The sequence below is a fragment of the Acidovorax sp. LjRoot74 genome, from assembly GCF_964254355.1.
GTDB lineage: Bacteria > Pseudomonadota > Gammaproteobacteria > Burkholderiales > Burkholderiaceae_C > Acidovorax.
Genome location: NZ_CAXUTI020000001.1, coordinates 3,997,606 through 4,023,342 on the forward strand (window position 1 = coordinate 3,997,606; position 25,737 = coordinate 4,023,342).

Below are 25,737 nucleotides of genomic sequence, written 5' to 3' on the forward strand. Positions count from 1 at the left end.
GAATGCGCCGACACGCGGGCTGTGGTGATGCAGGCGGAGCATGTCGGTGCGCGTATCTTTGTGCACGGTAACAGTGAGTTACCACTCAGTAAAAACACATGTCGCCTACATAAACTCATTGATTCATGCGTCATGCATCATGCGTCATGCGCAACAACCAACACCGTTCCGAGGGAGATTCATGTCAAGCACTGCATTCAATGAACGACTGCGACGCATCAGCCTGCTGGCCGCACTCGTTGCCCCGATGGTCACCGCCTGCGGAGGGGGCTCTGGCGGTTCGGCTGAGACGCCGCCAGCACCAGCGCCGACACCAGCTCCCCTGACTGCGCTGTCCCTGTTCGCTGGCAATGCAGACAGCCCGGGCAACCAGGATGGGCCCGCCTCCGCAGCCCGCTTCAGCCTCTGGGTCCGTGGGCTGGCTGTTGCGCCCAATGGTGATCTGGTGATTGCAGATGCTGGCAACAATGCCATCCGCAAGCTGTCCGGTGCTGGACAGGTCAGCACTCTGGCTGGGGGCGGCGATGTGTTGCCCAAGAGCCCCATTGCGACGCCGGCGGCAAACCATGCCGACGGAGCAGGTGCCACCGCCAAATTCAAGGCCCCACAAGCGGTGGCCGTGGATACAGCAGGCAACATCTACGTAGCAGACACCGACAACCATGTCGTGCGCAAGATCGACCCCGCAGGGAACACGACTACCCTGGCAGGGCAGCCAGGGGTGTGCGGAAATACCGATGGCTCCGGTGCTGCGGCAAGCTTCTGCAGGCCCGGCAGCATCGCCGTGGACGGATCCGGCAACGTGTACGTCTCTGACCGTATGGGTCTCAATGGCGACACCGGCAATCCCATCCGAAAAATCACGGCGGCTGGAGCAGTCAGCACGGTGACCCCCAAGGCAAGTCAGAGACCCAGCCGGATCCATTTTTCAGCAGGTGCATACATCTATTTTTACCAACCCGTTCGGCTGGCCACCGACGCCTCTGGCACCCTTTACGCAGCCGACCCCAACGACCATGTGGTGCGTAAATTCACCCCGCAGGGCCAGGAGAGTGTCCTGTCTGGCAGAGTGCCCGAAGGCAATGATGACTATGGCTATGCCGATGGACCCGCGGCAGACGCCAAGTTCGGAAGCATGGACGCCATTGCCCTGGACAGGCAAAACCGGGTCTATGTGCTGGACACCGGCATAGGCGGCAAGCGGATACGCCGCATCGAAAGCGATGGTGCAGTGTCCACGGTCGTAGGCCCTATCTCCTGCAGCGACCCATCAGCGCAATCTTTGTGCTGGGCTCAGGACCTCGCAATTGATGCTTCTGGCAATTTTCTGGTGAACGAGTCGCCAGCCGTGACGGGCAGTGCGGTTCAACAATACGCGCTTATCCGCCGACTCACTCCCGACGGAGTCTCTTCCAGCGTGGCGGCGGGCTCGCAGACTGGTGCCGGCTCCACCGATGGCACGGGCACGGCAGCGCGGTTCTACATGCCGGTAGCGCTTGCGGTGGGCAAGTCTGGCACGCTCTATGTGGCAGACAGTGGCAACAAGGTGATTCGCGCCGTTTCGCCCGCCGGCGCCACCCGCACCCTGGGGGCATCACAGGGCCACCGCTGCGCCTCCTCGGGTGGCAAAGTTTCCGAGGTGATTTTCTGCGGCCTCCAAACCCTGGCGGTAGACGGCGCCGAAAACCTCTACGTGCCCGTTGACACTCGCATCGTCAAAACGACACCAACAGGCGATGTCAACGTGGTGGCAGATCTCGCTGCGCTGGTGAACAATCCGCTGACACAAGCCAACGACACCATCGTCGGCATGGCAGTGGACAGCGTTGGCAACATGTACGCTGCAATGGCATCAGGAAGTACCATCATCAAGATCCCCCTCACGGGCGAGCCCACAGTGTTTGCGGGAACCCTGCGCGCTCAGGGGCATGCGGATGGGCAAGGAAGCACCGCCCGGTTTTCCGGACTCGGCGACATGGCCATCGACACCAACGGAAACCTGTACGTCATCGATGGCATGGGCTACGGGAACAGCGCCGGCCCTACCGTGCGCAAGATCACGCCCGCTGGCCTGGTCAGCACCATCGCAGGTACCGCAACCGAAGCACCGGGACTGGTGGACGGGCCTCGTGCCGCGGCACGCTTGACGGTATCTCAGCCCGGCTTCGCTCGTTCAGGGCAAAGTGCCCGCCTGACGGTAGACAACCAAGGAAACGTGTACCTCACCGACCCGGTTCATAGCGTGGTGCGAAAAATCGCGGCCGCAGATGGCAATGTCAGCACGCTGGTAGGGCAGCGGGCTCGCTACGGTTTTGCACCCGGTGATTTGCCCGGCATGGTCAACCGGCCCGTAGGCATTGCGGCATATGGCGCCATGCTCTATGTCACCACGTCCGACGCGGTGGCCGCAGTCAAGCTACCTTGAAGCCACTGCAGGAGCCACGCCATCAGTAGGAAGCAGGGCCTGTGCCACCGAAGCGACCGGCGTCGCCACAACAAAGCCGCGCCCTCAACACCCCCGCTCGTCACTTCAGCCGAATCCCTTGTGCTCCCGATGGGTGATGCGGCGGTGCCCTACGGGCACGAACGTCCGCACTGTCTCGGCCGCAGCACGCGTCCAGTGAATAGCGATGATCGCGAGGTTTTGGGGAGGAGCCTTTCGCGTCAACGGGTGACGCTCGGCCCGCGTCCGCTGATGCGCACAGCGCAGGGCTTCACGATGAGGATCCCAAGCCCCAATGCCTCGCCGTAACCAACAGTTACTTGGCGGTAGTCATACACGCCCCATAGACTCGTTGCGCCACGCTCGTGCACAACCACCACTCATCCCAGGGAGTTTCATGTCAGACATTGCATCCAACGAACGACTGCGACGTATCAGCCTGCTGGCCGCATTGGTCGTCCCCATGGTCACTGCTTGCGGAGGCGGCTCTGGCGGCTCGGCCGAGACTCCCGCCACTCCAGCCCCGGAGCCAGTTCCGACAACCGCCCAGTCCCTCCTTGCCGGCAACACCAACGGCACTGGCAATCAGGACGGGGCAGCACTCACCACCGCTCGCTTCAGCCTTCTGGGTGGGATGGCCGCAACCAGCTCGGGCGAAATAGTCATCGCGGACAGCAACCTTATCCGCAAGCTCAGCGCCAACCAAGAGCAAGTCAGTACCCTGGCAGGTGGCGGAGGTCCCGTACCTTCAGGCGTCCCATCCAACTACGCCGACGGCAACATTGGCGCCGCACGGTTCTATGGCCCCAAAGCTGTCGCCGTGGATGCAGCCGGGAACACCTATGTCGCGGATACCCAGAACCATCTGGTTCGCAAGATCAGTACGTCAGGAACAGTCACAACACTGGCCGGCAAAGTGGGGGTCTGTGGCAATCAAGATGGCTCGGGCAGTGATGCCACCCTGTGCAGCCCCGGCAGCGTTGCCGTGGACAAGGGGGGCAACGTGTATGTCTCGGAGATCAAGCGTGAGCAAGTATCAGGAGACATTGTCGCCAACCCGATCCGCAAGATCACCCCAACCGGGGAAGTGACCACATTGACCAACAAAGCCAGTGTGTACCCCCATACGTCGATATCGCCCTTCACCCTTCGACCAGTCAGCACCTACTACCCCGTGCGCCTGGCCATTGACTCGGCAGGAACGCTCCATGCCGCAGACCCCAACGACAATGTGATCCGCAAATACGCGGCAGACGGTCAGGGCGCCCTCGTGTCAGGCACGCCGTATGAGAACAATGAAGGCGATACCGACGGCGCGGCCTCTTCCACAAAGTTCCGGTACTTCCAAGCCATTGCATTCGATGCTGAAGATCGCCTGGTCCTTCTTGTTCCCGATGATTCCGGATATCCTGCCATCCGGCGGGTCGATAAAGATGGAACCGCAAAAACTCTCATGCGTGCACAGTCTTGCGGCGGTATCAATGCGGGTCAACCGGGGTCGCTGTGCACTGCCACTCAATTGATCGTGAAGGCCGATGGCGACTTCCTCGTCGCAGAATATGGCTCTTACAGAGGTCTCTACACGTACGCGCAACTGCGCAGCTATACCCCCCAGGGCGTATCCACCGCGGTCGCCGGTGTGGCTTCAGCCGAGGGTACTGACGATGGGCAGGGCGGTAGCGCGCGCTTCAACAATCCAGGAGCGCTGGCCTTCAACCCTTCGGGTTCGCTGTATGTGCGCGACAACAGCAACTCAGCCATTCGGACGGTCCAGGCCGATGGCTTGGTACGTACCCTCGGTAAACCCGACGGACATTACACCGCAGTCACCGGCATGGCGGGAGAGTTTATTTTCGGAGGGCGTGGACTTGCCGCCGACGGTGCAGGGAACTTGTACACCATCTACGTCAACCAAGGCGTACAGATCCTCAAGATGTCGAATTGCCAGGCCATGCTCTTCGCGGACATCAAACCGCTGTTGGGCACAGGCCCCGCCTCCTTCCTCAGCAGCGCATCAGGTATTACGGCTGACAGCACAGGCAACGTCTATGTGTCTACCCTCAATGGTGCCATTTTCAAAATCAATACCAAGGGAGAAATTGCACTTTTCGCAGGCGCTGTGGGTACGGCTGGGCACGCGGATGGACAGGGTGCAGCAGCACGATTCTCGACTTTGGGCAACATGACCATCGATGCTGCGGGCAATGTCTATGTGGTTGATGGCTTGTACTACTCGGTCAACAAGGTGGGGCCCACCATCCGTAAGATCACGCCGTCGGGGCTGGTCAGCACCCTGGCAGGCAACCCCAACGCGAAACCCGGCTATGCAGATGGCGCTGGAACGGCCGCGTTTTTCACGGTGAGCGAGGACTCCTATGGAACGGCGACAACCGCCAGCATCGCGGTGGACAACCAGGGCAACGTATACGTCAGTGATTTCGCCAACAGCGTGATCCGCAAGATTGCGGTCAACGGACAGGTCAGCACGCCCGTGGGCCAAGCATGGCGCTACGGGTTTGCGGCAGGCGATCTGCCCGGCATCATCAACCGCCCGGCCGGCATTGCAGTCCGTGGTTCGATGATGTACATCACCGTTCCGAATGCGGTGATTCAGGTCAAGCTTCCCTGACACAAGGGATACCGGCAAAAAGCCGTCGGACGCAGTGGGCTGCAAAGCCATTCCAGACCTCAACGCACACTCCGTCGCAACCACCATTCATCTCAGGGAGTTTCATGTCTGACATTGCATCCAACGAACGACTGCGACGTATCAGCCTACTGGCCGCATTGGTTGTCCCCATGGTCACTGCTTGCGGGGGCGGTTCTGGCGGCTCGGCTGAGACGCCTGCGCCCCCTCCACCCGCACCCACGCCAACGACCGCACTGTCACTTCTTGCGGGCAATACCGACGGGGCTGGCAATCAGGATGGGCCTACCAGCACCTTGGCGCGCTTGAGCACCAATTTGGGTGGAATGGCACTGACCAGTGCGGGCGAGGTGGTCATAGCAGACATCGACAATAACCAGATCCGCAAACTCAGTGCTAACCACGAGCAACTCAGCACCTTGGCTGGCGGTGGGGTCGGGGTGCACCTCGGCAGCCAATCCCAAAACTACTCAAACGGCGACGGTTCTTCTGCAAGGTTCTACAAACCAAACGCAGTCGCTGTGGATGCGGCAGGCAACACCTATGTGGCCGATACCTGGAACCACTTGGTGCGCAAGATCAGTGCATCGGGAACAGTGACCACCCTGGCGGGCAAAGTCAGCGTTTGCGGGAACCAGGATGGTGCAGGCAACGCTGCCACCTTCTGCAGGCCTACGGGCATTGCTGTGGACAAAGCAGGCAACGTGTATGTGTCGGAAGTAAAACTAGAAGAAACATCGCATTCATCGCTGGCAAACCCCATTCGCAAGATTACCCCTTCAGGCGAAGTCAGCACGCTCACCAGCAAGGCTAGCCTCTACCCCACTTCGGTAGGCATTTCTGGCCCTGTGACGTTCGACGTCTTCAACCCTGTGCACTTGGCCGTAGATTCAACCGGAACCCTCCACGTAGCTGACCCGAACGACCATGTGATTCGGAAGTACGCAGCAGATGGCCAAGCCACGGTGTTGTCTGGCACCGTGGGACCTCGCAACCAAGGCGGCACAGACGGAGGAGCTGGTACTGCACAGTTCTCCGAGCTACGCGCTATCGCATTCGACTCTTCGGATCGCCTCTTTGTTCTGGACCGCATCGAGTACCAACCCGCAATCCGCAGGATTGGCAGCGACGGAAGCGTCACGACCTTGGTTCGCGCCCAGTCCTGCAGCACCCGCAATACTCCCGGCACCTTGTGTACTGCAACTCAGATGGTGGTCAAGGCCGACGGCCAATTCCTCGTGAACGAAATCGGCACACGCCCCCTCACAGTCGCCAGGTACGCGCAATTGCGTAGCTACACGCAGCAGGGTGCATCCACCGTGGTCGTGGGTCGACCGACAGCAGAAGGCGCAAACGATGGCCAAGGCAGCAGCGCGCGCTTCGACACGCCCGGATCACTGGCCTTCAACCCAGCCGGCGCGCTGTATGTGCGTGATAAAGGCGACAACGGCTATAGCACCATCCGTACAGTGCAAGCTGACGGTCTGGTGCGCACGCTGGGCAAACCAGATGGACACTGCACTGCCGTCTCGGGTCTGAGTGTAGAAATGTTGTCCAACTACTACGGCCCCCTGGCAACCGATGGGGCAGGCAATCTGTACTCAATCGTGGGCCAACGCGTGCTCAAGATGAGGAACTGCGAAGTCGTGGTCCTGGCGGACCTCACTCCGTTCCTGAACAATCCGACCAGCATCCTTTGGAAGAGCATAAGCAGTATTGCCGCCGACAGCATTGGCAATGTCTACGTGTCCACATATGGTGGCGCCATCTTCAAGATCGACACCAAAGGAGAACTCACACTGTTTGCTGGCAGTGCAGAAACAACGGGGCACCTGGACGGACAAGGCACGGCCGCAAGGTTTGCGGGGCTGGGCAATATGACCACTGATGCTGCCGGCAACATCTACGTAGTGGATGGTCTGTTCCATCACAAGTACAAGGTCGGCCCTACCATCCGCAAGATCACACCATCCGGGCTGGTGAGTACTCTGGCTGGCAATCCCGCTGCCGCACCGGGATATTCAGACGGCTCTGGAACAAGCGCCGCGTTCACTGTTGATCAAACACCCATTGTGTCCACCGACTTGAGAGCCAGTATCGCGGCGGACGGCAAGGGCAACGTGTATGTCTCCGACCCCATCAACCATGTCATCCGCAAAATTGCGCCGGATGGTCGAGTCACCACCCCCGTGGGGCAGGCGTGGCGCCAAGGATTTGCGGCGGGTGATCTGCCTGGCATGATTAACAGCCCAGCGGGCATTGCCATACGCGATTCGATGATGTACATCACCGTCCCGAACGCGGTGCTGCAGGTCAAGCTCCCCTGACGGAAGAGGCATATGGCCAAAAGCCCCCGGACGCCGCGCGATGGCATGGCGTACGGGGGCTTTTTTGTTTTGCTGGCGGGATGCCGCCCGGGCCATTGCTACCGCAGCGCAGCCCTCGCCACGCGCGCAATGTGTGAAGCATCCACCCCAAAAAACTCCCGCAGCGCCGCCCGCGTGTCGCTGCGGCCAAAGCCGTCGGTGCCCAGGGTGATGTACTTGCGCCCTTCAGGGATGAAAGCGCGCACGGTCTCGGGCACGGCGCGCACGTAGTCGGTGGCCGCCACCACCGGCCCGCTGGTGGCGGCCAGTTGGGCGGCAAGCCAGGGGGTGCGGGGGTCAACCCCTGCTTCACCCGACAGCGTGCGCTGCTCGCAGGCCACGCCGTCGCGGGCCAGCTCGCTCCAGCTGGTGACGCTGAGCACGGTCACATCCAGGCCTTCGCTGGCGAGTTGTTCTGCGGCCTTGACCACCTCGGTCAGGATGGCGCCGGAACCCATCAGGGTGACGGAATTTTGAGAAGAAACAACGCCCTTGCGCGCGTCCACATTGCCTTGATAGCTCCTTAAAATATAGCAACCGCGCAAGACCCCGTCTGCAGCGCCTGCGGGCAGGTCGGGCTGGGCGTAGTTCTCGTTCATGAGCGTGACGTAGTAGAAAACGTCGCGCTGCTCGGTCACCATTTCGCGCATGCCGGCGTCGATGATCACGGCCATCTCGCCCGCATAGGCCGGGTCGTAGGCCTTGCAGTTGGGGATGGTGGCCGCCACCAAGTGGCTGGTGCCGTCCTGGTGCTGCAGGCCCTCGCCGCCCAGCGTGGTGCGGCCCGACGTGGCACCGAGCAAGAAGCCCCGCGCGCGCTGGTCTGCGGCGGCCCAGATGGCGTCGCCCACACGCTGGAAGCCGAACATGGAGTAGTAGATGTAGAACGGCAGCATGGCCAGGCCGTGCACGCTGTAGCTGGTGGCCGCAGCCGTCCAGCTCGCAATCGCACCGGCTTCGCTGATGCCTTCTTCGAGGATTTGCCCATCCAGCGCCTCGCGGTAGCTCAGCACCGAGCCGATGTCCTCGGGCGCATAGCGCTGGCCCACACTGCTGTAGATGCCGACCTGCTTGAACAGGTTGGCCATGCCGAAGGTGCGCGCCTCATCTGCCACGATGGGCACGATGCGCGGGCCGAGCTGGGTGTCCTTCAAGAGCGTGCCGAGCATGCGCACAAAGGCCATGGTGGTGCTCATCTCTTTGCCATCGGCCTGCAGCGCAAACTGGGCGTAGCTGGCCAGGGGCGGCACGGGCAGCGCGTCGCAGGCCGTCTGGCGGCGCGGCAGGTAGCCACCCAGTTGCTGGCGGTGGCGGCGCAGGTACTGCATCTCGGCGCTGTCTTCTGCAGGCTTGTAGAACGCCAGACTGGTCGCCTGCTCGTCGGTGAGCGGCAGGTTGAAGCGGTTGCGGAATTCGATGAGGTCCGTGTCGTCCAGCTTCTTCTGGCTGTGCGTGGTCATCTTGCCCTGCCCGGCCGTGCCCATGCCGTAGCCCTTTTTGGTGTGGGCCAGGATCACGGTGGGCTGGCCCTTGTGGGCAGCGGCGGCGGCATAGGCCGCATGGATCTTCACCAGGTCGTGGCCACCACGCTTCAAGCGGTCGATCTGCTCATCCGTCATGCCCTGGGCCAGCGCGGCCAGTTCGGGGTTTTGGCCGAAGAAGTTGTCGCGGTTGAAGCGGCCGTCCTTGGCGGCAAAGGTCTGCATCTGGCCGTCCACCGTGCCTTCAAGCGTGCGCACCAGCGCGCCGGTCAGGTCGCGGGCAAACAGGCCGTCCCAGTCACTGCCCCAGACCAGCTTGACCACGTTCCAGCCCGCACCCGCAAACAAACGTTCCAGCTCGTCGATGATGCGGCCGTTGCCACGCACCGGGCCGTCCAGCCGCTGCAGGTTGCAGTTGACCACCCACACCAGGTTGTCGAGGCCCTCACGCGCAGCGAGCGTGAGCGCACTCATCGACTCGGGCTCGTCCATCTCGCCATCGCCGAACACGCCCCACACCTTGCGGCCCGCGCAGTTGAGCAGGTTGCGGTGCGTGAGGTAGCGCATGAAGCGCGCGTGGTAGATGCTGCTGATGGGGCCGATGCCCATGGAGCCGGTGGGGAACTGCCAGAAGTCCGGCATGAGCCAGGGGTGCGGGTAGCTTGACAGGCCCTGCGCGCCCGCGCCGGGAGCGGTGATTTCCTGCCGGTAATGCTGCAGGTCGTTCTCGGTGAAGTGCCCTTCCAGAAACGCCCGCGCATACACGCCGGGCGCGCTGTGCGGCTGAAAAAACACCAGATCGCCCCGGTGCTGGCCCTCGCCCACGCCTTCGCGCGCGCGGAAGAAATGGTTGAAACCGCTCTCGAACAGATCGGCCGCGCTGGCGTAGCTGGCGATGTGGCCGCCCAGCTCGCCATACGCCTGGTTGGCGCGCACCACCATGGCCAGCGCGTTCCATCGCATGATGGACGCCAGCCGCTCCTCCACCGCCAGGTCGCCCGGGAACGCAGGCTGCGCCTGGGCCGCCACGGTATTTACATAGGGCGTATTGAGCTGCGGCTGCCAACCCACGCGCTGGGTGCGGGCCAGGCGCACCAGCTCCTGCAGCACAAACCGCGCGCGCTCGGGGCCTTCGGTGGCCACCAGGGCCAGGAAAGCATCGCGCCATTCGGCGGTCTCTTGCGGGTCAATGTCGGCCAGGGTGTCCTGGGGGCTGAGGAGGTGGGGGGGCAGTGGGGCGTTCATGGGAGCACACTGTAGAAGGGTTTGCCAAAAATAGGATGCCGAAACGCGCAGGCTTGGCGACTTCAAAAGCACAATATGCCGTATTCAAAAGAAATGACAGCATATGAAGCTTGACGTGACCGATCTGCGCATTCTGGCCGAGTTGCAGGCCGATGGTTCGCTCTCCAACGTGGAGCTGGCGCGCCGCGTGCACCTGTCGCCTTCGCCCTGCCTGGCGCGGGTGAAGGCGCTGGAGGCTGCGGGCGTGATCGCCCGCTATGTGGCGCTGGCCGACGCGGCAGCGCTGGGCCTGGGGCTCAATGTGTTCATCAGCATCAGCCTGAAGACACAGAACAAGGAGGCGCTGGCCGACTTCGAGCGGCGCATTGCCGAACACGACGAGGTGATGGAGTGCTACCTGATGAGCGGCGACTCCGACTACCTCATCCGCGTGGCGCTGCCCGACATTGCGGCGCTGGAGCGGTTCATCCTGGAGCAGCTTTCGCCGATCCCGGGGTTGGAAAAAATCCGCTCCAGCTTTGCGCTCAAGCAGGTGCGCTACAAAACGGCGCTGCCGCTGCCGCACGCTCGGGGCTGAGCCCGGCGTGGATGCCAGCGCTGAGGTCCATGGCGTGAGCCAAATCCAGCGCTTGGCCGATGTCGGCAAGCAGGTCGTCCAGGTCTTCCAGCCCCACCGACAGGCGCACCAGCCCTTCGGCAATGCCGTGGGCGGCGCGCTGCTCGGGCGTGTAGGTGGAATGCGTCATGCTGGCCGGGTGCTGGGCCAGGGTTTCGGCGTCGCCCAGGCTCACGGCGCGGGTGACAAGCTGCAGCGCGTCCATGAAGCGCACGCCCGCCTGCAGGCCGCCGCGCAGCTCAAAAGCGATCATCCCGCCCATCTGGCGCATCTGCTGCTGGGCCAGCGCGTGCTGTGCAAAGCTGGGCAGGCCGGGGTAGTGCACGGCCGCCGCAGCCGGGTGGGCGGCGATGAATTCGGCCACCTTCTGCGCGCTCTGGCAGTGGCGGTCCATGCGCAGGGCCAGGGTCTTCAGGCCCCGCATCACCAGGTGGGCGTCTTGCGCCGACATCACCGCGCCGGTCATGTCTTTCAGGCCGTACAGGCGCACACGCTGGGCCAATTCGGCATCGGCAAACACTGCTGCGCCTGCGGTCAGGTCGCCATGGCCGCCCAGGTACTTGGTCATGGAGTGCACGCTCACATCCGCACCCAGCAGCAGAGGCTGCTGCAGGTAGGGTGTGCAGTAGGTGTTGTCCACCACCACCTTGGCGCCCTGGGCGTGGGCCAGGGCCGACACGGCGGCGATGTCCACCAGGCGCATGTTGGGGTTGGCGGGGGTTTCGAGGTAAAGCACGCGCGTCTTGGCGGTCAGCGCCTCGGCCACGCGGGTGGGGTCGGTCATGTCCACATGGCGCACCGTGACGCCAAAGCGGCCGAGGCCATGGTGCAGGAACGAGAAGGTGCAGCCATAGAGCGTGAGGTCGGCCAGGATCTCGTCGCCCGGCTCCAGCATGGACCACAGCGTGGCCGTGATGGCCCCCATGCCCGAGCCGAACACCACGGCGCCCGCGCCCTCTTCCAGCGCAGCGAGCCGCCCTTCGAGCAGCGCCAGCGTGGGGTTGGCGATGCGGGTGTAGAAGTAGCCCGGCTCCTGGCCCGCAAAGCAGCGTGCGCCATAGGCCACGTCCGGGAAGGCATAGGTGGCCGAGGTGTGGATGGGCGGCACCAACGCGCCCTGGTGGTCGGCGGGGTTGTAGCCGTGGTGGATAGCGCGGGTGCTAAAGCCGGTGGCCGGGCTGCGGTCGGTGGTGCGGGTCATGCTTGTCTCCTGATGGGCCGACCACAGACGGGATGCGGGTCGGATGCGGAGATTCTTGACCTCATTGACAGGAAAAATTTCGCCATATTTGCCCTAAAACACAAACACAAAGGCAAAATTTGCCCCAATCAATTACGTTGCAAGCCACCATGCACCCCTACCCGCTCGACCCCGTGGACCGCACCCTGCTCAACGCCCTGCAGCGCGACGGCCGCGCCACCGTGGGCGACTTGGCCGAGGCCGTGTCGCTGTCCACCTCGCCCTGCTGGCGGCGGGTGCGGGCGCTGGAAGAAGCCGGAGTGATTGCGGGCTACCACGCCCACCTGCAGCGCCAGCGCGTGGGCTGGGGGGTGCTGGGCTTTGTGCAATTGGCGCTGCACGACCACACCGCCGAAACCACCTCGGCCCTGGAGCGCGAGGTGATGGCCATGCCCCAGGTGCTGTCGTGCCACAACCTCTCGGGCCGCTACGACTACCAGCTGGAGGTGGTGGCCGCCGACCTGGAATCGTTTGCCGAATACGTGCGCACCCATGTGCGCAGCCTGCCGGGCGTGCGCGAGATTTCGACAAGTTTTTCGCTCAAGGAAGTGAAGCGGACCATGGCGCTGCCTGTGTAGCCCCCAGCGCGGCAGCCACCGCGCTCCCTTCAGCGCGGCGGGGGTTGCAGCGCGCTGGTGGCCACACGCTTGCGCAGCTCGCGGATCAGTGCCTTGGCCCGCGCCTCGTTGGCGGGCCCCATGCGCACCAGGATCTTCTGGCCGCTGGAGAGCGATTCGAGCGCCGGATCGACAAACTCGTACCGCACCCACGGGCGCAGGTTGGGCACCTCGGTGTTCACTGGCGTGAGCTTCACGCGCAGCGGGCCCTGGGGCTCGGGCGCCAGCAACAGGTGGTCCAGCACGGCCACCAGGCGGTCGTTGAAATAGCGCCGGGGGTAGCCCAGCTCTTCATACGCCTGCTGAAACAACGGGTACAGCCGCGCGTAGAGCGCCACGGCGGGCTCCATCGGCACGGCTTCGGCAAACGCCAAAAAGGCGCTGTAGCGGGCCGCATTGGCGGCGGCCACCGTGGTGGGCGCGTCTCCGTCGGCATCCACCACAAAGCGCTGTGGCATGGGCTGCACCGGCCACATGCGCGACGGGGCCTGGGCGCGGGCCAGGTTGTCCACCGTGGCGACCACGCGGCGCACAAAGCCATCGGTGAGCAGGAACGACGCCACTTTGTCGCGGCCCAGCAGGTCGGCGAGCAGTTCCATCACCCGGGGGTCGGATTCCGCCAGTGCGGGCAAGGCGGCGTCTGCCGGGGCCAGCGCATCGATGGGGTTGTGCGGCCCCGAGGCCTCGGGCTGGGGCGATGGGGCTGCAGGCGTTTCGGGTGCGGCGGCCACCGGGGGTGGCACCACGGGGGCCTGCGCCGGGCGCAGCCAGAACCACCAGGCGGCTCCTGCCCCCACTGCGCAGGCGAGCCCGGCGGCGATGACCCAGGGCGTGGAAGATGCGCGCTCTGGCGCGGGGCGGAACTCGGCGGTGTCGTGGTCAGGCATCGGGTCTCCTTCCATACAGGAACAACCCTTGTCCGAGTGGCTGCAGCGCCGGGCGTTCCCCATCCACACCAACGAGGTTGTAGCTGGATTGGATACGCGCTGGATGAAGCGCCGGTAACGCGATGTAGGCAGCGCCTCGCACGCCGCACCGCAAAAGCCCCGGCTAAAACGCCGTGGGCGTCGTCGAAAGCGACTCCAGCCACGCCACCGTGGCCGCCAGTTCCGACGGCCGAATTTCGTGCGCGCTGGGGAACTCGTGGTACGTCACCGCCACCGGCAACGGCGCCATGTGGTGCGCAATGGCCTGGGCATTGGCCAGGGGGATCACGTTGTCGTGCGTGCCATGGCTCAGCCACAGGCGTTTGCCCCGCAGCGCATCGGCCGGGGCCGTCAGCGGCACCACCTGCGGCAGCAGGCGGCTGTGCCACACCAGGCCCGCGTGCATTAGCTCAGGCCGCGTGAGCAGCAGCGACAGCGCCATGATGCCGCCCTGGCTGAAGCCGCCCACCACCACGCGCTCGGGCGGGATGCCCAGTTGTTCGGCGGCAGACTCCAGGGCCTGGACCACCAGGGCACGGCTTTGGGCCTCTTGCGCTTCGTTGATGGTGCGGTCGCCGTTCGGTTCGATGGAGAAATCAAACCACGCGTGCGAGCCCGGCCCCATGCGGAACGGCGCGCGCAGGCTCAGCACATGAAAGCGCCCGGGGATCTGCGGCGACAGGCTGAACAGGTCCTGCTCGTTGCTGCCCACACCGTGCATCAGCACCAGCAGCCAGGGGCGGGGCGTGGAGGCGGCAGCGGGGCGCTGCAAAAATGTGAGCGGCAAATTGAGCATAGACAGGCGGCAGGGGCAGTTTTTACTTAAGAAATGCGGGACTGGTACATCATCAATGCACCGGCTCCAGCGCAAACGCATCCATCGACAGCATGCTGTACATCACCTCGCGGCTCAAGTAGTTTGCGTGCAGGTCGTCGCCCGCCGCACCCAGCGCAAAGAAGATGGGCAAAAAGTGGTCTTCGGTGGGGTGTGCGCGGTGGGCGTGGGGCGCCTGGCTGCGGTAGTTGAGCAGCGCCGCCATGTCGCCACGGGCCAGCGCGCCTTCGATCCAGCGGCTGAACTCCAGCACATAGGGCGCGGGCGCTCGCTCGCTGCCAAAAAATTCGGCCAGGTTGTGCGTCATGCTGCCCGAGCCCAGCACCAGCACGCCCTGGCTGCGCAGGCTGCGCAAGGCCGCGCCCAGCGCATACACCTCGGCCGGGCCCGCGCCCACGGGCAACGCCAACTGCACCACGGGCACATCGGCCTCGGGGAACAAATGCATCAGCGGCACCCAGGCGCCATGGTCAAAGGGGCGCGCGGCATCGCCCTGGGCGGCCACGCCAGCGGCCTGCAGCAGGCCCAGCACTTCTTGCGCCAGCGCGGGCGAGCCGGGGGCGGGGTACTGCAGCTCATACAGCGCGGGCGGAAACCCACCAAAGTCGTGCCAGGTGGCGGGCTGCGGGCCGGTCATGACCTGCACCGAGCGCGCCATCCAGTGCGGCGACATCACCACCACACCACGCAGGCCGGGGTATTGCGCCTTGAGGCCCTGGCCCCACTGCGTGAGCGCAGGGCCTGTGGTGCCTGCGTCCACCGCAAACAGCGGTGCGCCGTGCGATACGAACAGGGCTGGAACAGTGGGTGAAGAAGTGTGGGCAACAGCGGTCATGGCAGTTTCATCCGTGAATGCCTTCACTGTAGGCCGGACGGGCGCCCGCACCAAGCCCTGCAGGGCAGACAGATTGTTCTATGGGTGATGCCAATCAAGCCCGGGCGATGCCCCACCCTGCAGCCATCAGGCGCCGTCGCGCACCCGCCCCCGCAGCGCCTTGGTTTCGCTGCGCTGGGTCTTGCCCTGCAGGCGGCGCTGCTGCGATCCATAGGTGGGCTTGGTGGCGCGGCGCACGCGGGGCGGCACGGCCACGGTGTTGACCAGCGCGTTCAGCCGCGCCAGCGCATCGGCACGGTTCTGCTCCTGGCTGCGGAATTGCTGGGCCTTGATGACCACCACGCCCTCTTGCGTGATGCGGGTGTCGCGCAAGGCCAGCAGGCGCTCTTTCACACCCTCGGGCAGCGACGAGGCCGCCACATCAAACCGCAGGTGGACGGCGCTCGATACCTTGTTGACGTTCTGCCCACCCGCGCCCTGGGCACGCATGGCAGTGATTTCGACCTCGTCTTCAGAGACTTGCAGGGGCAGCGGGGCCATGGCAGTGCAATCCCGCGCGCCCGGCCATCAGGCCGCAGGCTGCTGAGCCAGCAACTGCGCCAGACCGTCAATCGCCAGGCCATAGCCCAGCACGCCAAAGCCGCACATCACCGCCTTGGCTGCGGCGGCCATGTACGAATGGTGGCGATACGCCTCGCGCGCATGCACGTTGCTGATGTGCAGTTCGATCAAAGTGATGCCCGTGCCCTTGATGGCGTCATGCAACGCAATGCTGGTGTGGGTGTAGGCCCCGGCGTTGATGACCACCCCCGCCAGCTCGCCCGCCGCATGCAGGCGGCCCGCCTCGTGAATCCAGTCCACCAGCGCGCCTTCGTGGTTGCTTTGGTGAAACCGCAGCGCAAAACCGTGGCGCTGGCAGGCGTCGGCGCAGAGTTTTTCCACATCGGCCAGCGTTTGGGCGCCATACACGGCGGGCTCGCGCGTGCCCAGCAGGTTCAGGTTGGGGCCATTCAGGACAAAAACGGTTTTTTGAGCGGTCACAGACAGGGTCTCCGGGGCAATGCGCCTGCCACGCTAGCAGGCCAGAGTGCGGGATTATGCGGCGCCCCAGCGCAGGGGCCGCCCCAATAAAAAAGCGGCCCCGAGGGACCGCTGTAAAAGGCAGCCTGTGCAACGCTGCCTGTGAGCGACTCGCGCCCAAGAGGTTGGTGAAAGATCAGCCTGCCAATGCCGTGCCGCCACGGCTGGCTGATCAGCGGTCCCAATGGCGACCGTGGCCGTGGTGGCGATGGCCATGGTGCCGGTAGCCTTGGCCATAACCGCCGTAGTAAACGGCTGGTGGGGGCGAGTAGTACACCGGTGGGGCGTTGTAATACACAGGCCGGGGAGGCGCGTAATACACCGGAGGGGGCGGCGCCACGTAGACCGGGGCGGGTGCGTAGTAGCCATTGCTGGCACCGATCACCACGCCGGGCACGCCAACGCCAACCGACCAATTGACGTCACGGGCCTGGGCAGCGCCAGCACCGGCCAACAAAGCCAGAGCCACGCCAGCCGAAGCGGCCATGGCATAAAGAGAACGGGTTTTCGTCATGGAAATCTCCTGTTAAATGAAGGCCACCCGCCAGGTGACAAGGGCCCTCACCGGTACACAACGCACCAAGTAGGCAAAAGGATGGCATAAAACCGTCTTTACGTTGTGTCTGAACGTACACGTGCTCGTTTTAATGCGTAAAGCGTCACGAAACCGCCGCCTAAAATGGCTGGATGAGCACCCCCTCCCCCGCCAATACCCCCGCCAGCGCCACCGCTGCGGACACCGCTGACACCACCAAGCCCAGCAACTTCCTGCGCCAGATCATCGAAAAAGACCTGGAGCAAGGCACCTACACCGCCCGCCGCTGGGCTGGCGCCCCTGGCGACGCCGCCCACCACGCCCAGGGCGAGCCCGACCCCGCCAAGATCCGCACCCGCTTCCCGCCCGAGCCCAACGGCTACCTGCACGTGGGCCACGCCAAGAGCATCTGCATCAACTTCGGCCTGGCGCGCGACTACGGCGGCGTGTGCCACCTGCGTTTTGACGACACCAACCCCGAAAAAGAAGACACCGAATACGTCAACAGCATCATCGATGCCGTGAAATGGCTCGGTTTTGACTGGACCCAGCTCGGCCAGGCGCCCGGCAGCGCCGCGCCCTACCAGGCCAGTGACTACTTCGGCTTCATGTACCGCGCGGCCGAATACCTGATCGAAGCAGGCCACGCCTACGTGGACGAGCAGACCACCGAACAAATGCGCGCCAACCGGGGCGACTTCAGCAAGCCCGGCGTGGACAGCCCCTTCCGCACCCGGACGCCAGAAGAAAACCTGCGCATATTCCGCGAGATGCGTGACGGCCAGCACGAAGACGGATCGATGGTGCTGCGCGCCAAGATCGACATGGCCAGCCCCAACATCAACATGCGCGACCCGGCCATCTACCGCATCCGCCGCGCCACCCACCACAACACGGGCGACACCTGGTGCATCTACCCCATGTACACCTACGCGCACCCCATCGAGGACGCGCTGGAGCAGATCACCCACAGCCTGTGCACGCTGGAGTTTGAAGACCAGCGCCCCTTCTACGACTGGCTACTGGAACGCTTGACCGAAGGCGGCCTGCTGGCCAGCCCGCCCCCCCGCCAGTACGAATTTGCACGCCTGAACCTCACCTACGTCATCACCAGCAAGCGCAAGCTCGCCCAGCTGGTGTACGACCACAAAGTGAACGGCTGGGACGACCCCCGCATGCCCACCATCGTCGGCCTGCGCCGCCGTGGCTACACGCCCGAGTCGCTGCAGGTGTTTGCAGAACGCATTGGCGTGACCAAATCCGACAGCTGGATCGACTACAGCACCCTGGAAGGCTGCCTGCGCGAAGACCTGGAGCTGAAGGCCCACCGTGGCATGGCCGTGCTCAACCCCGTCAAGCTGGTGCTGACCAACTGGGACGACGTGATGGGCGCAGGCCACCTGGAGCCCTGCAGCCTGCCTGCCCTGCCCCATCCACCCGAAGGCGTGGAAAGCCCCGTGCGCCACTTCACCATCGGCAAGGAAGTCTGGATCGAACGCGAAGACTTTGAAGAAGTGCCCCCCAAGGGCTACAAGCGCCTCTTCCCCGGCAACAAGGTGCGCCTGAAGGGCGGCTACGTCATCGAATGCACCGGCTGCACCAAGGACGCCAACGGAGTCATCACCGAAGTGCTGGCCACCGTGGTGCCCGACACCAAGAGCGGCACCCCCGGCGCCGACAGCGTCAAGGTCAAGGCCGCCATCACCTGGGTGGGCGTTGCCGACGGCGTGAACGCCGAAGTGCGCATGTACGACCGCCTGTTCCTGGACGCCCACCCCGACGCGGGCGGCAAGGACTTCATCGAAAGCCTGAACCCGAACAGCCTGAAGGTGGTGACCGCCATCGTGGAGCCGTCACTGGCCAATGCCAAGCCGGACGACAAGTTCCAGTTTGAGCGGCATGGGTACTTTGTGGCGGACCGGGTGGATCACACTGCGGAGAAGCCGGTGTTTAACCTGGCGGTGGGGTTGAAGGATTCGTGGGGGAAGTGACTACCCCCTGATTGAAAAGAAGGCCAGCAGATTTTTAGATTTGCTGGCCGTTTTCATTTGGACTGATGACAGCCTCTGACGCGAAGCGGTCTGTCACAGTGCAATAGGGATCTGTCATTTGCCGCCGTTCAGTCAAAATCCCCGCCCTCAGGGTGAGATTTGCCCGTGTCGAACACTTCGCATCTCAAAGGATGGGGCATCAACTCCCTAGTGGCTTGGTTTGGAAAAACGGTCTGCAACTTTGAGTGGAATGGCGAATGCTGCTGTCTAAGCCACAGCTTGAAAAGCGAGGAAAACAATATGCTGCTAACCGATATCGCCGTCGAGCACACCCTGGTGTCCAAAAAGGATGGAGTTCGTCAGACTTTTGTGCTGCATCCGTTTACCGATACACAGCGAGATTCGCTGGGCAAATTCGAGATCGTTCGTGACATCAGCCAGCCAGGACTCAAAGACGTTAAACGCTCTACCTTCGTGACGTTTCAACAACTGGCTGAGTTGTACGCAAAAGGTGCACTCGAACAATTCGGGTTTTCCGTTCGCATGTGTCCGGGTCAGGGCACGTACCCTGCCAAGAATCCAGCAAAAAAGATACTGCCCACCAGCATCAGGCCGGGCTCACCATTCGACCAGGCTGTTCAAAAGGTGGATATTTCAAAACCTGCTACGCGCGAATTGAGAACAGCCTTGCTTCGCACCAACGTCACCCTTTAAGGGTGGTGACGCTGATTGATATGGAAGTCCCCGTGAATTCATCCGTTGACCATGCTGAACTCATCGCCACTTTCGAGCGAGCGCAGGCCGATGCCGCTCACAAGCTCGGATTGATCAAAGCGGCTGCGAATAAAGGCCCCAAGGCAGTCCAAGCCGCCACCGAAACGGCTGCAAAGGCCGTAAAACGCAGGGACTCGTATGCAAAAAAGCTGGACAACCTGGGGGTGAGCCTCAAGGATTAAGGGCGGCCCAGCCTACGGCCTGGCACCAGCCAGTAGCCACCGCCTACACCTGGCCGCAAGAGATAAATATGCGCCAGAGACCCATTGCGTGATCCCTGCAAACCGCCCATAGCCTCCCACGGGGTACAGAGCTGCGCCTGCTATCGGCCGACAAAGCACCCACAACACGCTACACGCCGTACAGGGAGCGAGCTACCGCGCCGCAAGCGCCACGCCATTTGCGATACAAACACCGCCATGCTCCCTTCCTCCCCCCTGCCGCACCCGTTCACCCCCACCTTCGCCCATGTGCCACCCGGCCCGCTGACAGGCCCCTTGCAGTTGCTGCTCATCAACGCCGCCGCAGTGTCCGTCCACACGGCCGATGGCGCGCATGTGGGCTCGCTCAAGCTGGTTGGCGGGGTCTGGAAGTTCAAGGCCATGGGCTACGACGCTACTGGCCGCATGGAGCCGGGCCACGGGCCGCTGACGGAGCAGCACAACATGCAGTTCGCCACGCCCGATGCGGCCGAGGTGAGTGCGCGGTTGCTGGGTGCTTTGGGAAGCCATCCGTAAAGCGCACTCACATTCACGCGCCAAGCCCCTTTTGCTTTAAATTTGATAGCAATAAAGGCAACAGCATCAGGCGGAAGCGGCCGATTTATCCTTTATTTCCGCTCCACCAACGCCCGCAACGGCTGCCCGCCCGTGGACAGCTGAAACACCAGCCCCATGGCCTGCACCTGCCAGCCTTGTTTGGCCACGGTGGGGCTGAGCTGGAAGCCTGCCATCACGCAATCGGTCGTGCGCACCTCGCCTGCTTCGGGCGGGCTGCCCAGCATCTGGGTGTAGGTCTGCGGCGGTTGCTGTGTCTGAGCTTGCTGTGGCTGTGCCGCCTGCCCCTCTTTCACCAGCACCAGGTACGCCCTCTCGCGCGCGATGGGGGCGGCGGGGTCGGCGCCGTCGGGGCGCAGGGTGAGGAGGAAGTCGGGCACGGGGGTGGCCGGGTCCAACGCCAGCTGGGGCGTGAATTCGGCCTTGGTGGGTGCGCCGTTGCTCTGGGCCCAGTGCAGGCGCAGGTAGGGTGGGGGTTCCTGGGCGGACCACATCAGGTGCACGTCGTTGCCGTGGGTGCAGTAGCTGGGGTGGGCCGCGGGGTGGGGGTGCGTGGGCCATTGGCCGCCGCCACCGCGCTGCTCCACGCGCAGCAGGCGGTTGTCGGGGGTGCCCAGCAGTGACTGGGTGTAGACGAGCCCCACGCCGGGCAGCTGGTAGCGCTGCATGGGTTGCACGGTGTGGGCCAGCGGGGGGTTGCTGGCGGGCAGCTCGCGGCGCTGGGCCACGTCGCGTGCGGCGGCTTGCAGGGCGCTTTGCGCCAGCAGGCTGGCGTAGACGGGCACGGCGGCAATGGCCAGGCCGGTGAGGCCCAGCATCAGGCTTTCGGCGCGCGAGAGTGCGGGCCGCACCCAGCGCCCGGCCAGCACATGGCCGCCAAACCACACCACGGGGCCCAGGGTGTAGAGCGACAGCACAAACACGCCCAGCGCAGCGGGCCCGCCCACGGCGCGTGCGGGCAGCAGCACCACTGCCACCGCCAGCAGCGCGGCCAGCACCGACACCAGGCGCACCGCCAGCCAGCTGCCCACGCGGCGGCTAGGTTGGAAGTAGCGGCTCTCCAGCCACAGCAGGGCCACCACCACGGCCAGCAGCCCGGCGGCCATGCGCCACCAAGCCTGCTGCTCGGCGGCGGGCATGCGGGCGAAGGTGTCCAGCATCTGGGGCAGGTCCATGGGCGTTTCCTTCCGGTCCGGGCGGTGCGTAGGCTTGTGCCTTGGTGCGTCAGCGCCTCATTGCTTCAATATTGATAGCTATCAGCGCTCATCCATCAGGCGGCAGCAGCCTATTTGATGCATATTTTTCTGGTGATCTGGAACCGTTCACGCTGAGCCTGTCGAAGCGCCACGCGAGGCTTCGACGGGCTCAGCCCGAACGGATTTTTCAGGTTCAAGCGCACCCGATGCTGATCCATTCAAAAGGCGGCAGCACGGGCTGACTGCCTCACTGCCTTACCGCGCCCCACATACAAACTCCACCGCCGCGCACACCGCTGCCACCTGCGCGGCGATGCACTGCTCGGGTGTGGCGCGGGGGCTGTCGGGGTAGACCTCGGTGGTGGTGGTGTAGCGTGCGCCGCTCACGCTGGCGCACAGGCCCCAGGCCTTGAGCTGGTAACGGATCACGCCGGGGGCCACCACGGGCGAGCCGATGATTTCGTTCTTGTCGTCCGCAGGCGCGATGTGCGTGACGCGGCCCACGGCCTTGATGATGGCTTGCTGGAAAGCGGGCTGCGGGCTCTCGGTGTCGTCCACCAGGTAGAAGCCGTCGGGGATGCTGCCGGGCTCGAACACCTTGCCGTCGCGCGCGGCCACGGCGGGGCGGTATTCGGATTCGTCGGTGTCGGTGGTTTCGTGCAGGTCGATGTGGGCGTCGAATTGGCCGTATTGGGCCTGGTGCTGTGCCACCAGCTGCATGAGGGCGGCGGATTCTTGTGCGGGGGAGCCTTCCTTGAACGAGCGGTTGGGGTCGATGGCGTCGAAGTTCCAGCGCTGAAACCGCTCATACGCCCAGGGACTGACGCAGGGCACCACCAGCAGGTTGGCGCGGCCCGCAAACTCGGCCGCATGCTGTTGTGCAAAGCGCAGCGCGCCGTGCACGCCGCTGGTTTCGTAGCCGTGCACCCCGCCGGTCACCAGCGCGCTGGGCAGGCCGGGTTGCCAGGGGCGGCTGCGCAGGGTCTGCAGGGGGAAGTGCTCGGGCGCGTGGTGGGCGTTGGCATAGGCCACCTCGCCGTAGGGCTGCACATCCCACTGGCTGCGCAGGGCGTCGATGGCGCGCAGCACGTCGTCGGCATGGCTGCGCTGGCGCACCTGGCGCGCGCGCCACTGGTCGCGTTCGGCGTCGCCCCAGGGTTGGCCGGGCGTGCCGATGGGGTAGGAGGGAGTGGGTTGCATGGGTGTGTGGGTGGGTATGAGAGGAACCCGTGGCAGGCAGGGCCCGGGCAGGTCGCAGAGCGTTCATAGAATACCGCGATGCCCTTCCCCCTGATCCGGCCCCTGCGGCTGGCCACCTCCTCCCTGGTTCTGCTGCTTTGCGCCCTGGCGGCCCAGGCACAGAATGCCCCCTCACCCGCTTCCGCATCCGCCCCTGCCCCGGCCACACGCCCCGCGGGCAGTGACCCGGCAGATGGCACAGCCCAGCCCCCAGCAGCCACAGCACCCGCAGGGGCCGATGCCGCCCTGCTCTCGCGCGATGCGCGGCGCATCTACGAGCTGTCGCGCGACAAGCTAGTGCAGATCCGCACGCTGCTGCGCAATGCGGGCACGCAGGCGTCGATTGGCTCGGGCTTTTTTGTGTCGGCCGATGGGCTGATCGTGACCAACTTCCACGTGGCCAGCCAGCTGGCGCTGGAGCCCGAGCGCTACCGGGGCGTGTACGTGACGATGGAGGGACAGGAGGGCGAGGTGGAGCTGCTGGCGTTTGACGTGCAGCGCGACCTGGCCGTGCTGCGCGCCAAGGGCCGCACGGCAGCGGCGCCGGTGCTGGGCTTTCGGCCCGCCGACGAGGCGCTGGCACAGGGCGAGCGCATCTACTCGCTGGGCAACCCGCTGGACATTGGCTTTGCCGTGACCGAGGGCACCTACAACGGGCTGGTCAAGCGCAGCTTTTACCCGCGCATCTTTTTTGGCGGCACGCTCAACCCCGGCATGAGCGGCGGCCCGGCGGTGGACGACGCAGGCCGGGTGCTGGGCGTGAACGTGGCCAAGCGGCTGGATGGCGAGCAGGTGAGCTTTTTGATCCCGGCCGAGTTTGCGCAGGCGCTGGTGCAGCGCGCGGCCAACGCGCAGCCCATCACCCAGGCTGCATATGGCGAGGTAACGCGGCAACTGGTGGAGCACCAGCAGTTGCTGACCCAGCGGTTCCTGAAGGCGCCGTTTCATGAGCAGCGCCACGGCAACTACCGCGTGCCGGTGCCCGACGATGCGCTGGCACGGTGCTGGGGCTCGGGGCGTGACCCGTCCTTCCCCGGCCTGAACCTGGAGCGCACACAGTGCCGCGCCGACAGCGATGTGGTGGCGGGCGACTTCAACACCGGCGCGGTGCGCCTGTCGTACGAGGCCTACAACGCGCCCACGCTGGGCGCTGCGCGGTTTGCGCGCATGTATTCGCAAAGTTTTGCCAACGAGCAACTGCCCACGCGCGGCAACCGCCACCAGACGGCGGCCGAGTGCACCGAGCGTTTTGTGGACCCCGGCAGCCTGCCGCTGCGGGCCGTGGTGTGCCTGTCGGCCTACCGCAAGCTGACGGGCCTGTACAACATGACGGTGCTGGTGACCTCGGTGAACCAACCCACGCAGGGCGTGCTGGGCCGCCTGGATGTGCAGGGCGTTGCGTTTGACAACGGCATGAAGCTGGCCGGCCACTACCTCAAGGCCTTCCGCTGGGAGGCCGCACCATGAGCACGATGCCAACAAACACCACCCTGGGCCTGATCGAGGCCCATGACCGCCACGGCGCGCTGCTGGCGCGTGCGCCCATCACCCACTGGCCCGTGACGGTGGGCCGCGCACTGGACTGCGACCTGGTGCTGGACGACCCCTTTGTGGCGCCCCGGCACCTGCGCATTGAGCGTGCGGTGGACGAACCCCGCACCGTGCAGGTGGAGGTGCTGGAGACGCGCAACGGCGCGCGCCTGCAGCGCAAGCGCCATGCCCAGGGCGAGCGTTTTGACTGGCCCGGAGCCACCCCCATCGACCTGGGCCACACCCACATCACGCTGCGCCTGGCCGATGCGCCCATTGCCGACGAGCAGGCGCTGCCGGAGTTTCCGTGGCGCACCGTGGGCACCACCGCCGCGCTGGTGGTGCTGGTGGGGGCTGCGGCCATGGCCTCGTCTTGGCTGGAGTCGCGCGACAGCTCGCAGTACCTCAAGTCGCTGCCCAGCGTGCTGCTCATGCTGCTGTTGGTGGTTAGCGCCTGGTCGGGCCTGTGGGCCGTGGCCAACAAGATGTTTGCGGGCCGCCTGCAGTTCTGGCGCCATGTGCGCATTGCCTGCACGGTGTACCTGGCCAGCGAGGGCCTGCGGCTGGTGGCCAACCTGGCGGCGTTTTCGTTTTCGCTGGAGGCGCTGTCGCAGTTCGCCAGCGTGCTGGGCGTGCTGGTGCTGGCCTGGGCGCTGTATGCCCACCTGACCACCGTGCTGCCCCGCCGCCGCGCGGGCCTGGCCTGGACAGTGGCCGCCGTGGTAGCCCTGGGCGTGCCCGCGTGGCTGGGCGCGCAGTGGCTCAACCGCATGCGACTGACGAACGAGATGTACATGAGCAGCCTGTTCCCCCCCAGCCTGCGTGTGGCCCCTGCGGCGCCGGTGGACCAGCTGCTGCAAGACGCCGAAGCCCTGCGCGCCAAGCTGGACCGGCGCCTGAAGGACGACGGGCTGGCGGACGAGGACGAATAGGCGCGCCGCACGCAGCTGCCCAACCCCCTGCCCCATGCGCCGCCGCAAGCCCCACCACCACGTCTATGTGGTCGAACTCTCCAAAGACGTGCTGCTGGAGCCGCGCTTTCGCAAGAACAACCCGGGCTACATCGACGGCAAGCCCTGCGTGTATGTGGGCATGACCGGGCTGGACCCGGATGTGCGCTTTGACAAGCACAAGGCGGGCATCCAGGCCAACCGGTTTGTGACGCAGTACGGCCTGCGGCTGCTGCCGGATCTGTACGAGGGCTTCAACCCCATGAGCTATGAGGAGGGGGTGGACCGGGAGATCGAGATCGGCATCGATCTGCGCTCGGCGGGGTTTGGGGTGTGGCAGGCGTGAGGGGCTGTTTGCGCCCCAAAAGGACATCGAAAAGGTTCTCTGCCCCCCGCCATGCTGCCGCGCCCTTAC

At 64.7% G+C, this 25,737-nt stretch carries 22 protein-coding genes; 12 read left to right on the forward strand and 10 right to left on the reverse strand.

All coding sequences use genetic code 11. The annotated features are described in order from the left end of the window. Positions 1 to 181 precede the first annotated feature (181 nt). From ACSQ3O_RS19090 to ACSQ3O_RS19100, 3 genes are all read left to right on the forward strand, one after another. Positions 182 to 2,425 (forward strand): hypothetical protein, encoded by a 2,244-nt coding sequence (locus ACSQ3O_RS19090; protein ID WP_436140080.1) that lies wholly within the window; start codon positions 182 to 184, stop codon positions 2,423 to 2,425. A 415-nt stretch (positions 2,426 to 2,840) separates the two neighbouring features. Beyond that, complete coding sequence (locus ACSQ3O_RS19095) at positions 2,841 to 5,072, forward strand: hypothetical protein (protein ID WP_436140081.1); 2,232 nt, start codon at positions 2,841 to 2,843, stop codon at positions 5,070 to 5,072. Positions 5,073 to 5,416: 344 nt separating this feature from the next. Then, positions 5,417 to 7,417 carry a hypothetical protein gene (locus ACSQ3O_RS19100; RefSeq protein WP_436140082.1) on the forward strand — a complete coding sequence of 667 codons (2,001 nt, stop codon included), beginning with the start codon at positions 5,417 to 5,419 and terminating at the stop codon, positions 7,415 to 7,417. A 98-nt stretch (positions 7,418 to 7,515) separates the two neighbouring features. Here the strand turns inward: ACSQ3O_RS19100 and mdeB are convergent, their stop codons facing one another. Next, positions 7,516 to 10,182, reverse strand: a complete 2,667-nt coding sequence (mdeB, locus tag ACSQ3O_RS19105) for an alpha-ketoglutarate dehydrogenase (protein ID WP_436140083.1) — start codon at positions 10,180 to 10,182, stop codon at positions 7,516 to 7,518. Between the two features lie 103 nt (positions 10,183 to 10,285). On the opposite strand from mdeB, the gene ACSQ3O_RS19110 reads away from it, so the two are divergent. Next, positions 10,286 to 10,759 carry an Lrp/AsnC family transcriptional regulator gene (locus ACSQ3O_RS19110; protein ID WP_137745673.1) on the forward strand — a complete coding sequence of 158 codons (474 nt, stop codon included), beginning with the start codon at positions 10,286 to 10,288 and terminating at the stop codon, positions 10,757 to 10,759. Here the strand turns inward: ACSQ3O_RS19110 and ACSQ3O_RS19115 are convergent. Then, positions 10,707 to 11,999, reverse strand: coding sequence for a methionine gamma-lyase (locus ACSQ3O_RS19115; protein ID WP_436140084.1), 1,293 nt, complete (start codon positions 11,997 to 11,999; stop codon positions 10,707 to 10,709). The genes ACSQ3O_RS19110 and ACSQ3O_RS19115 overlap by 53 nt on opposite strands. A gap of 149 nt (positions 12,000 to 12,148) precedes the next feature. On the opposite strand from ACSQ3O_RS19115, the gene ACSQ3O_RS19120 reads away from it, so the two are divergent. Continuing rightward, positions 12,149 to 12,616 carry an Lrp/AsnC family transcriptional regulator gene (locus tag ACSQ3O_RS19120; protein ID WP_298454372.1) on the forward strand — a complete coding sequence of 156 codons (468 nt, stop codon included), beginning with the start codon at positions 12,149 to 12,151 and terminating at the stop codon, positions 12,614 to 12,616. Positions 12,617 to 12,645: 29 nt separating this feature from the next. On the opposite strand, the gene ACSQ3O_RS19125 is transcribed toward ACSQ3O_RS19120, so the two are convergent. The 6 genes from ACSQ3O_RS19125 to ACSQ3O_RS19150 all read right to left on the reverse strand — a co-directional run bounded on the left by ACSQ3O_RS19125 (position 12,646) and on the right by ACSQ3O_RS19150 (position 16,845). Next, entirely contained in the window at positions 12,646 to 13,542 is an 897-nt protein-coding gene (locus ACSQ3O_RS19125; RefSeq protein ID WP_436140085.1) for a DUF3014 domain-containing protein, read from the reverse strand. Positions 13,543 to 13,705: 163 nt separating this feature from the next. Continuing rightward, entirely contained in the window at positions 13,706 to 14,377 is a 672-nt protein-coding gene (locus ACSQ3O_RS19130) for an alpha/beta hydrolase (protein ID WP_436140086.1), read from the reverse strand. A gap of 52 nt (positions 14,378 to 14,429) precedes the next feature. Further along, positions 14,430 to 15,251, reverse strand: a complete 822-nt coding sequence (locus tag ACSQ3O_RS19135) for a DODA-type extradiol aromatic ring-opening family dioxygenase (RefSeq protein WP_436140087.1) — start codon at positions 15,249 to 15,251, stop codon at positions 14,430 to 14,432. 126 nt (positions 15,252 to 15,377) lie between these two features. Further along, a complete protein-coding gene (gene arfB / locus ACSQ3O_RS19140; RefSeq protein WP_137745678.1) occupies positions 15,378 to 15,791 on the reverse strand; it encodes an alternative ribosome rescue aminoacyl-tRNA hydrolase ArfB in 414 nt (137 codons plus the stop codon). 27 nt (positions 15,792 to 15,818) lie between these two features. Further along, entirely contained in the window at positions 15,819 to 16,292 is a 474-nt protein-coding gene (gene aroQ, locus ACSQ3O_RS19145) for a type II 3-dehydroquinate dehydratase (RefSeq protein WP_298454362.1), read from the reverse strand. A 211-nt stretch (positions 16,293 to 16,503) separates the two neighbouring features. Next, entirely contained in the window at positions 16,504 to 16,845 is a 342-nt protein-coding gene (locus ACSQ3O_RS19150) for a hypothetical protein (protein WP_436140088.1), read from the reverse strand. A 173-nt stretch (positions 16,846 to 17,018) separates the two neighbouring features. Between ACSQ3O_RS19150 and ACSQ3O_RS19155 the strand changes: the two genes are divergently transcribed. From ACSQ3O_RS19155 to ACSQ3O_RS19170, 4 genes are all read left to right on the forward strand, one after another. After that, positions 17,019 to 18,857, forward strand: a complete 1,839-nt coding sequence (locus ACSQ3O_RS19155) for a glutamine--tRNA ligase/YqeY domain fusion protein (RefSeq protein ID WP_436140089.1) — start codon at positions 17,019 to 17,021, stop codon at positions 18,855 to 18,857. Between the two features lie 300 nt (positions 18,858 to 19,157). After that, positions 19,158 to 19,571, forward strand: coding sequence for a hypothetical protein (locus ACSQ3O_RS19160; RefSeq protein ID WP_436140090.1), 414 nt, complete (start codon positions 19,158 to 19,160; stop codon positions 19,569 to 19,571). Between the two features lie 32 nt (positions 19,572 to 19,603). Next, the gene (locus ACSQ3O_RS19165) at positions 19,604 to 19,813 is read left to right on the forward strand and encodes a hypothetical protein (RefSeq protein ID WP_298454354.1); all 210 of its coding nucleotides are present in this window, start codon (positions 19,604 to 19,606) and stop codon (positions 19,811 to 19,813) included. 237 nt (positions 19,814 to 20,050) lie between these two features. Then, the gene (locus ACSQ3O_RS19170) at positions 20,051 to 20,368 is read left to right on the forward strand and encodes a hypothetical protein (protein WP_436140091.1); all 318 of its coding nucleotides are present in this window, start codon (positions 20,051 to 20,053) and stop codon (positions 20,366 to 20,368) included. Between the two features lie 92 nt (positions 20,369 to 20,460). Here the strand turns inward: ACSQ3O_RS19170 and ACSQ3O_RS19175 are convergent, their stop codons facing one another. Both ACSQ3O_RS19175 and ACSQ3O_RS19180 read right to left on the reverse strand, forming a co-directional pair. After that, positions 20,461 to 21,582: a hypothetical protein gene (locus ACSQ3O_RS19175; protein ID WP_436140092.1), complete on the reverse strand. Its 1,122-nt coding sequence runs from the start codon at positions 21,580 to 21,582 to the stop codon at positions 20,461 to 20,463. A gap of 276 nt (positions 21,583 to 21,858) precedes the next feature. Beyond that, on the reverse strand, positions 21,859 to 22,803 hold the full coding sequence (locus tag ACSQ3O_RS19180; protein WP_436140093.1) for a M14 family metallopeptidase: 945 nt from the start codon (positions 22,801 to 22,803) through the stop codon (positions 21,859 to 21,861). Between the two features lie 78 nt (positions 22,804 to 22,881). Here ACSQ3O_RS19180 and ACSQ3O_RS19185 point away from each other — a divergent pair, with 78 nt between their 5' ends. Genes ACSQ3O_RS19185 through ACSQ3O_RS19195 form a run of 3 tightly spaced genes read left to right on the forward strand, consistent with a single transcriptional unit; the run spans position 22,882 to position 25,668 of the window. Beyond that, positions 22,882 to 24,309, forward strand: a complete 1,428-nt coding sequence (locus tag ACSQ3O_RS19185) for a S1 family peptidase (protein WP_137745691.1) — start codon at positions 22,882 to 22,884, stop codon at positions 24,307 to 24,309. After that, entirely contained in the window at positions 24,306 to 25,304 is a 999-nt protein-coding gene (locus tag ACSQ3O_RS19190; RefSeq protein WP_436140094.1) for an FHA domain-containing protein, read from the forward strand. The genes ACSQ3O_RS19185 and ACSQ3O_RS19190 overlap by 4 nt, the downstream gene beginning before the upstream one ends. 34 nt (positions 25,305 to 25,338) lie before the next feature. Then, positions 25,339 to 25,668 (forward strand): hypothetical protein, encoded by a 330-nt coding sequence (locus ACSQ3O_RS19195; RefSeq protein WP_436140095.1) that lies wholly within the window; start codon positions 25,339 to 25,341, stop codon positions 25,666 to 25,668. The last annotated feature ends 69 nt before the right edge of the window (positions 25,669 to 25,737 follow it).

What these genes read in the sequence shown, in the direction of transcription:
- ACSQ3O_RS19090 (WP_436140080.1), top strand. Translation starts at nt 182, where the DNA reads ATGTCAAGCACTGCATTCAATGAACGACTGCGACGCATCAGCCTGCTG.
- ACSQ3O_RS19095 (WP_436140081.1), top strand. Translation starts at nt 2,841, where the DNA reads ATGTCAGACATTGCATCCAACGAACGACTGCGACGTATCAGCCTGCTG.
- ACSQ3O_RS19100 (WP_436140082.1), top strand. Translation starts at nt 5,417, where the DNA reads ATGGCACTGACCAGTGCGGGCGAGGTGGTCATAGCAGACATCGACAAT.
- mdeB (WP_436140083.1), bottom strand. Translation starts at nt 10,182, where the DNA reads ATGAACGCCCCACTGCCCCCCCACCTCCTCAGCCCCCAGGACACCCTG.
- ACSQ3O_RS19110 (WP_137745673.1), top strand. Translation starts at nt 10,286, where the DNA reads ATGAAGCTTGACGTGACCGATCTGCGCATTCTGGCCGAGTTGCAGGCC.
- ACSQ3O_RS19115 (WP_436140084.1), bottom strand. Translation starts at nt 11,999, where the DNA reads ATGACCCGCACCACCGACCGCAGCCCGGCCACCGGCTTTAGCACCCGC.
- ACSQ3O_RS19120 (WP_298454372.1), top strand. Translation starts at nt 12,149, where the DNA reads ATGCACCCCTACCCGCTCGACCCCGTGGACCGCACCCTGCTCAACGCC.
- ACSQ3O_RS19125 (WP_436140085.1), bottom strand. Translation starts at nt 13,542, where the DNA reads ATGCCTGACCACGACACCGCCGAGTTCCGCCCCGCGCCAGAGCGCGCA.
- ACSQ3O_RS19130 (WP_436140086.1), bottom strand. Translation starts at nt 14,377, where the DNA reads ATGCTCAATTTGCCGCTCACATTTTTGCAGCGCCCCGCTGCCGCCTCC.
- ACSQ3O_RS19135 (WP_436140087.1), bottom strand. Translation starts at nt 15,251, where the DNA reads ATGACCGCTGTTGCCCACACTTCTTCACCCACTGTTCCAGCCCTGTTC.
- arfB (WP_137745678.1), bottom strand. Translation starts at nt 15,791, where the DNA reads ATGGCCCCGCTGCCCCTGCAAGTCTCTGAAGACGAGGTCGAAATCACT.
- ACSQ3O_RS19150 (WP_436140088.1), bottom strand. Translation starts at nt 16,845, where the DNA reads ATGACGAAAACCCGTTCTCTTTATGCCATGGCCGCTTCGGCTGGCGTG.
- ACSQ3O_RS19155 (WP_436140089.1), top strand. Translation starts at nt 17,019, where the DNA reads ATGAGCACCCCCTCCCCCGCCAATACCCCCGCCAGCGCCACCGCTGCG.
- ACSQ3O_RS19160 (WP_436140090.1), top strand. Translation starts at nt 19,158, where the DNA reads ATGCTGCTAACCGATATCGCCGTCGAGCACACCCTGGTGTCCAAAAAG.
- ACSQ3O_RS19170 (WP_436140091.1), top strand. Translation starts at nt 20,051, where the DNA reads ATGCTCCCTTCCTCCCCCCTGCCGCACCCGTTCACCCCCACCTTCGCC.
- ACSQ3O_RS19175 (WP_436140092.1), bottom strand. Translation starts at nt 21,582, where the DNA reads ATGGACCTGCCCCAGATGCTGGACACCTTCGCCCGCATGCCCGCCGCC.
- ACSQ3O_RS19180 (WP_436140093.1), bottom strand. Translation starts at nt 22,803, where the DNA reads ATGCAACCCACTCCCTCCTACCCCATCGGCACGCCCGGCCAACCCTGG.
- ACSQ3O_RS19185 (WP_137745691.1), top strand. Translation starts at nt 22,882, where the DNA reads ATGCCCTTCCCCCTGATCCGGCCCCTGCGGCTGGCCACCTCCTCCCTG.
- ACSQ3O_RS19190 (WP_436140094.1), top strand. Translation starts at nt 24,306, where the DNA reads ATGAGCACGATGCCAACAAACACCACCCTGGGCCTGATCGAGGCCCAT.
- ACSQ3O_RS19195 (WP_436140095.1), top strand. Translation starts at nt 25,339, where the DNA reads ATGCGCCGCCGCAAGCCCCACCACCACGTCTATGTGGTCGAACTCTCC.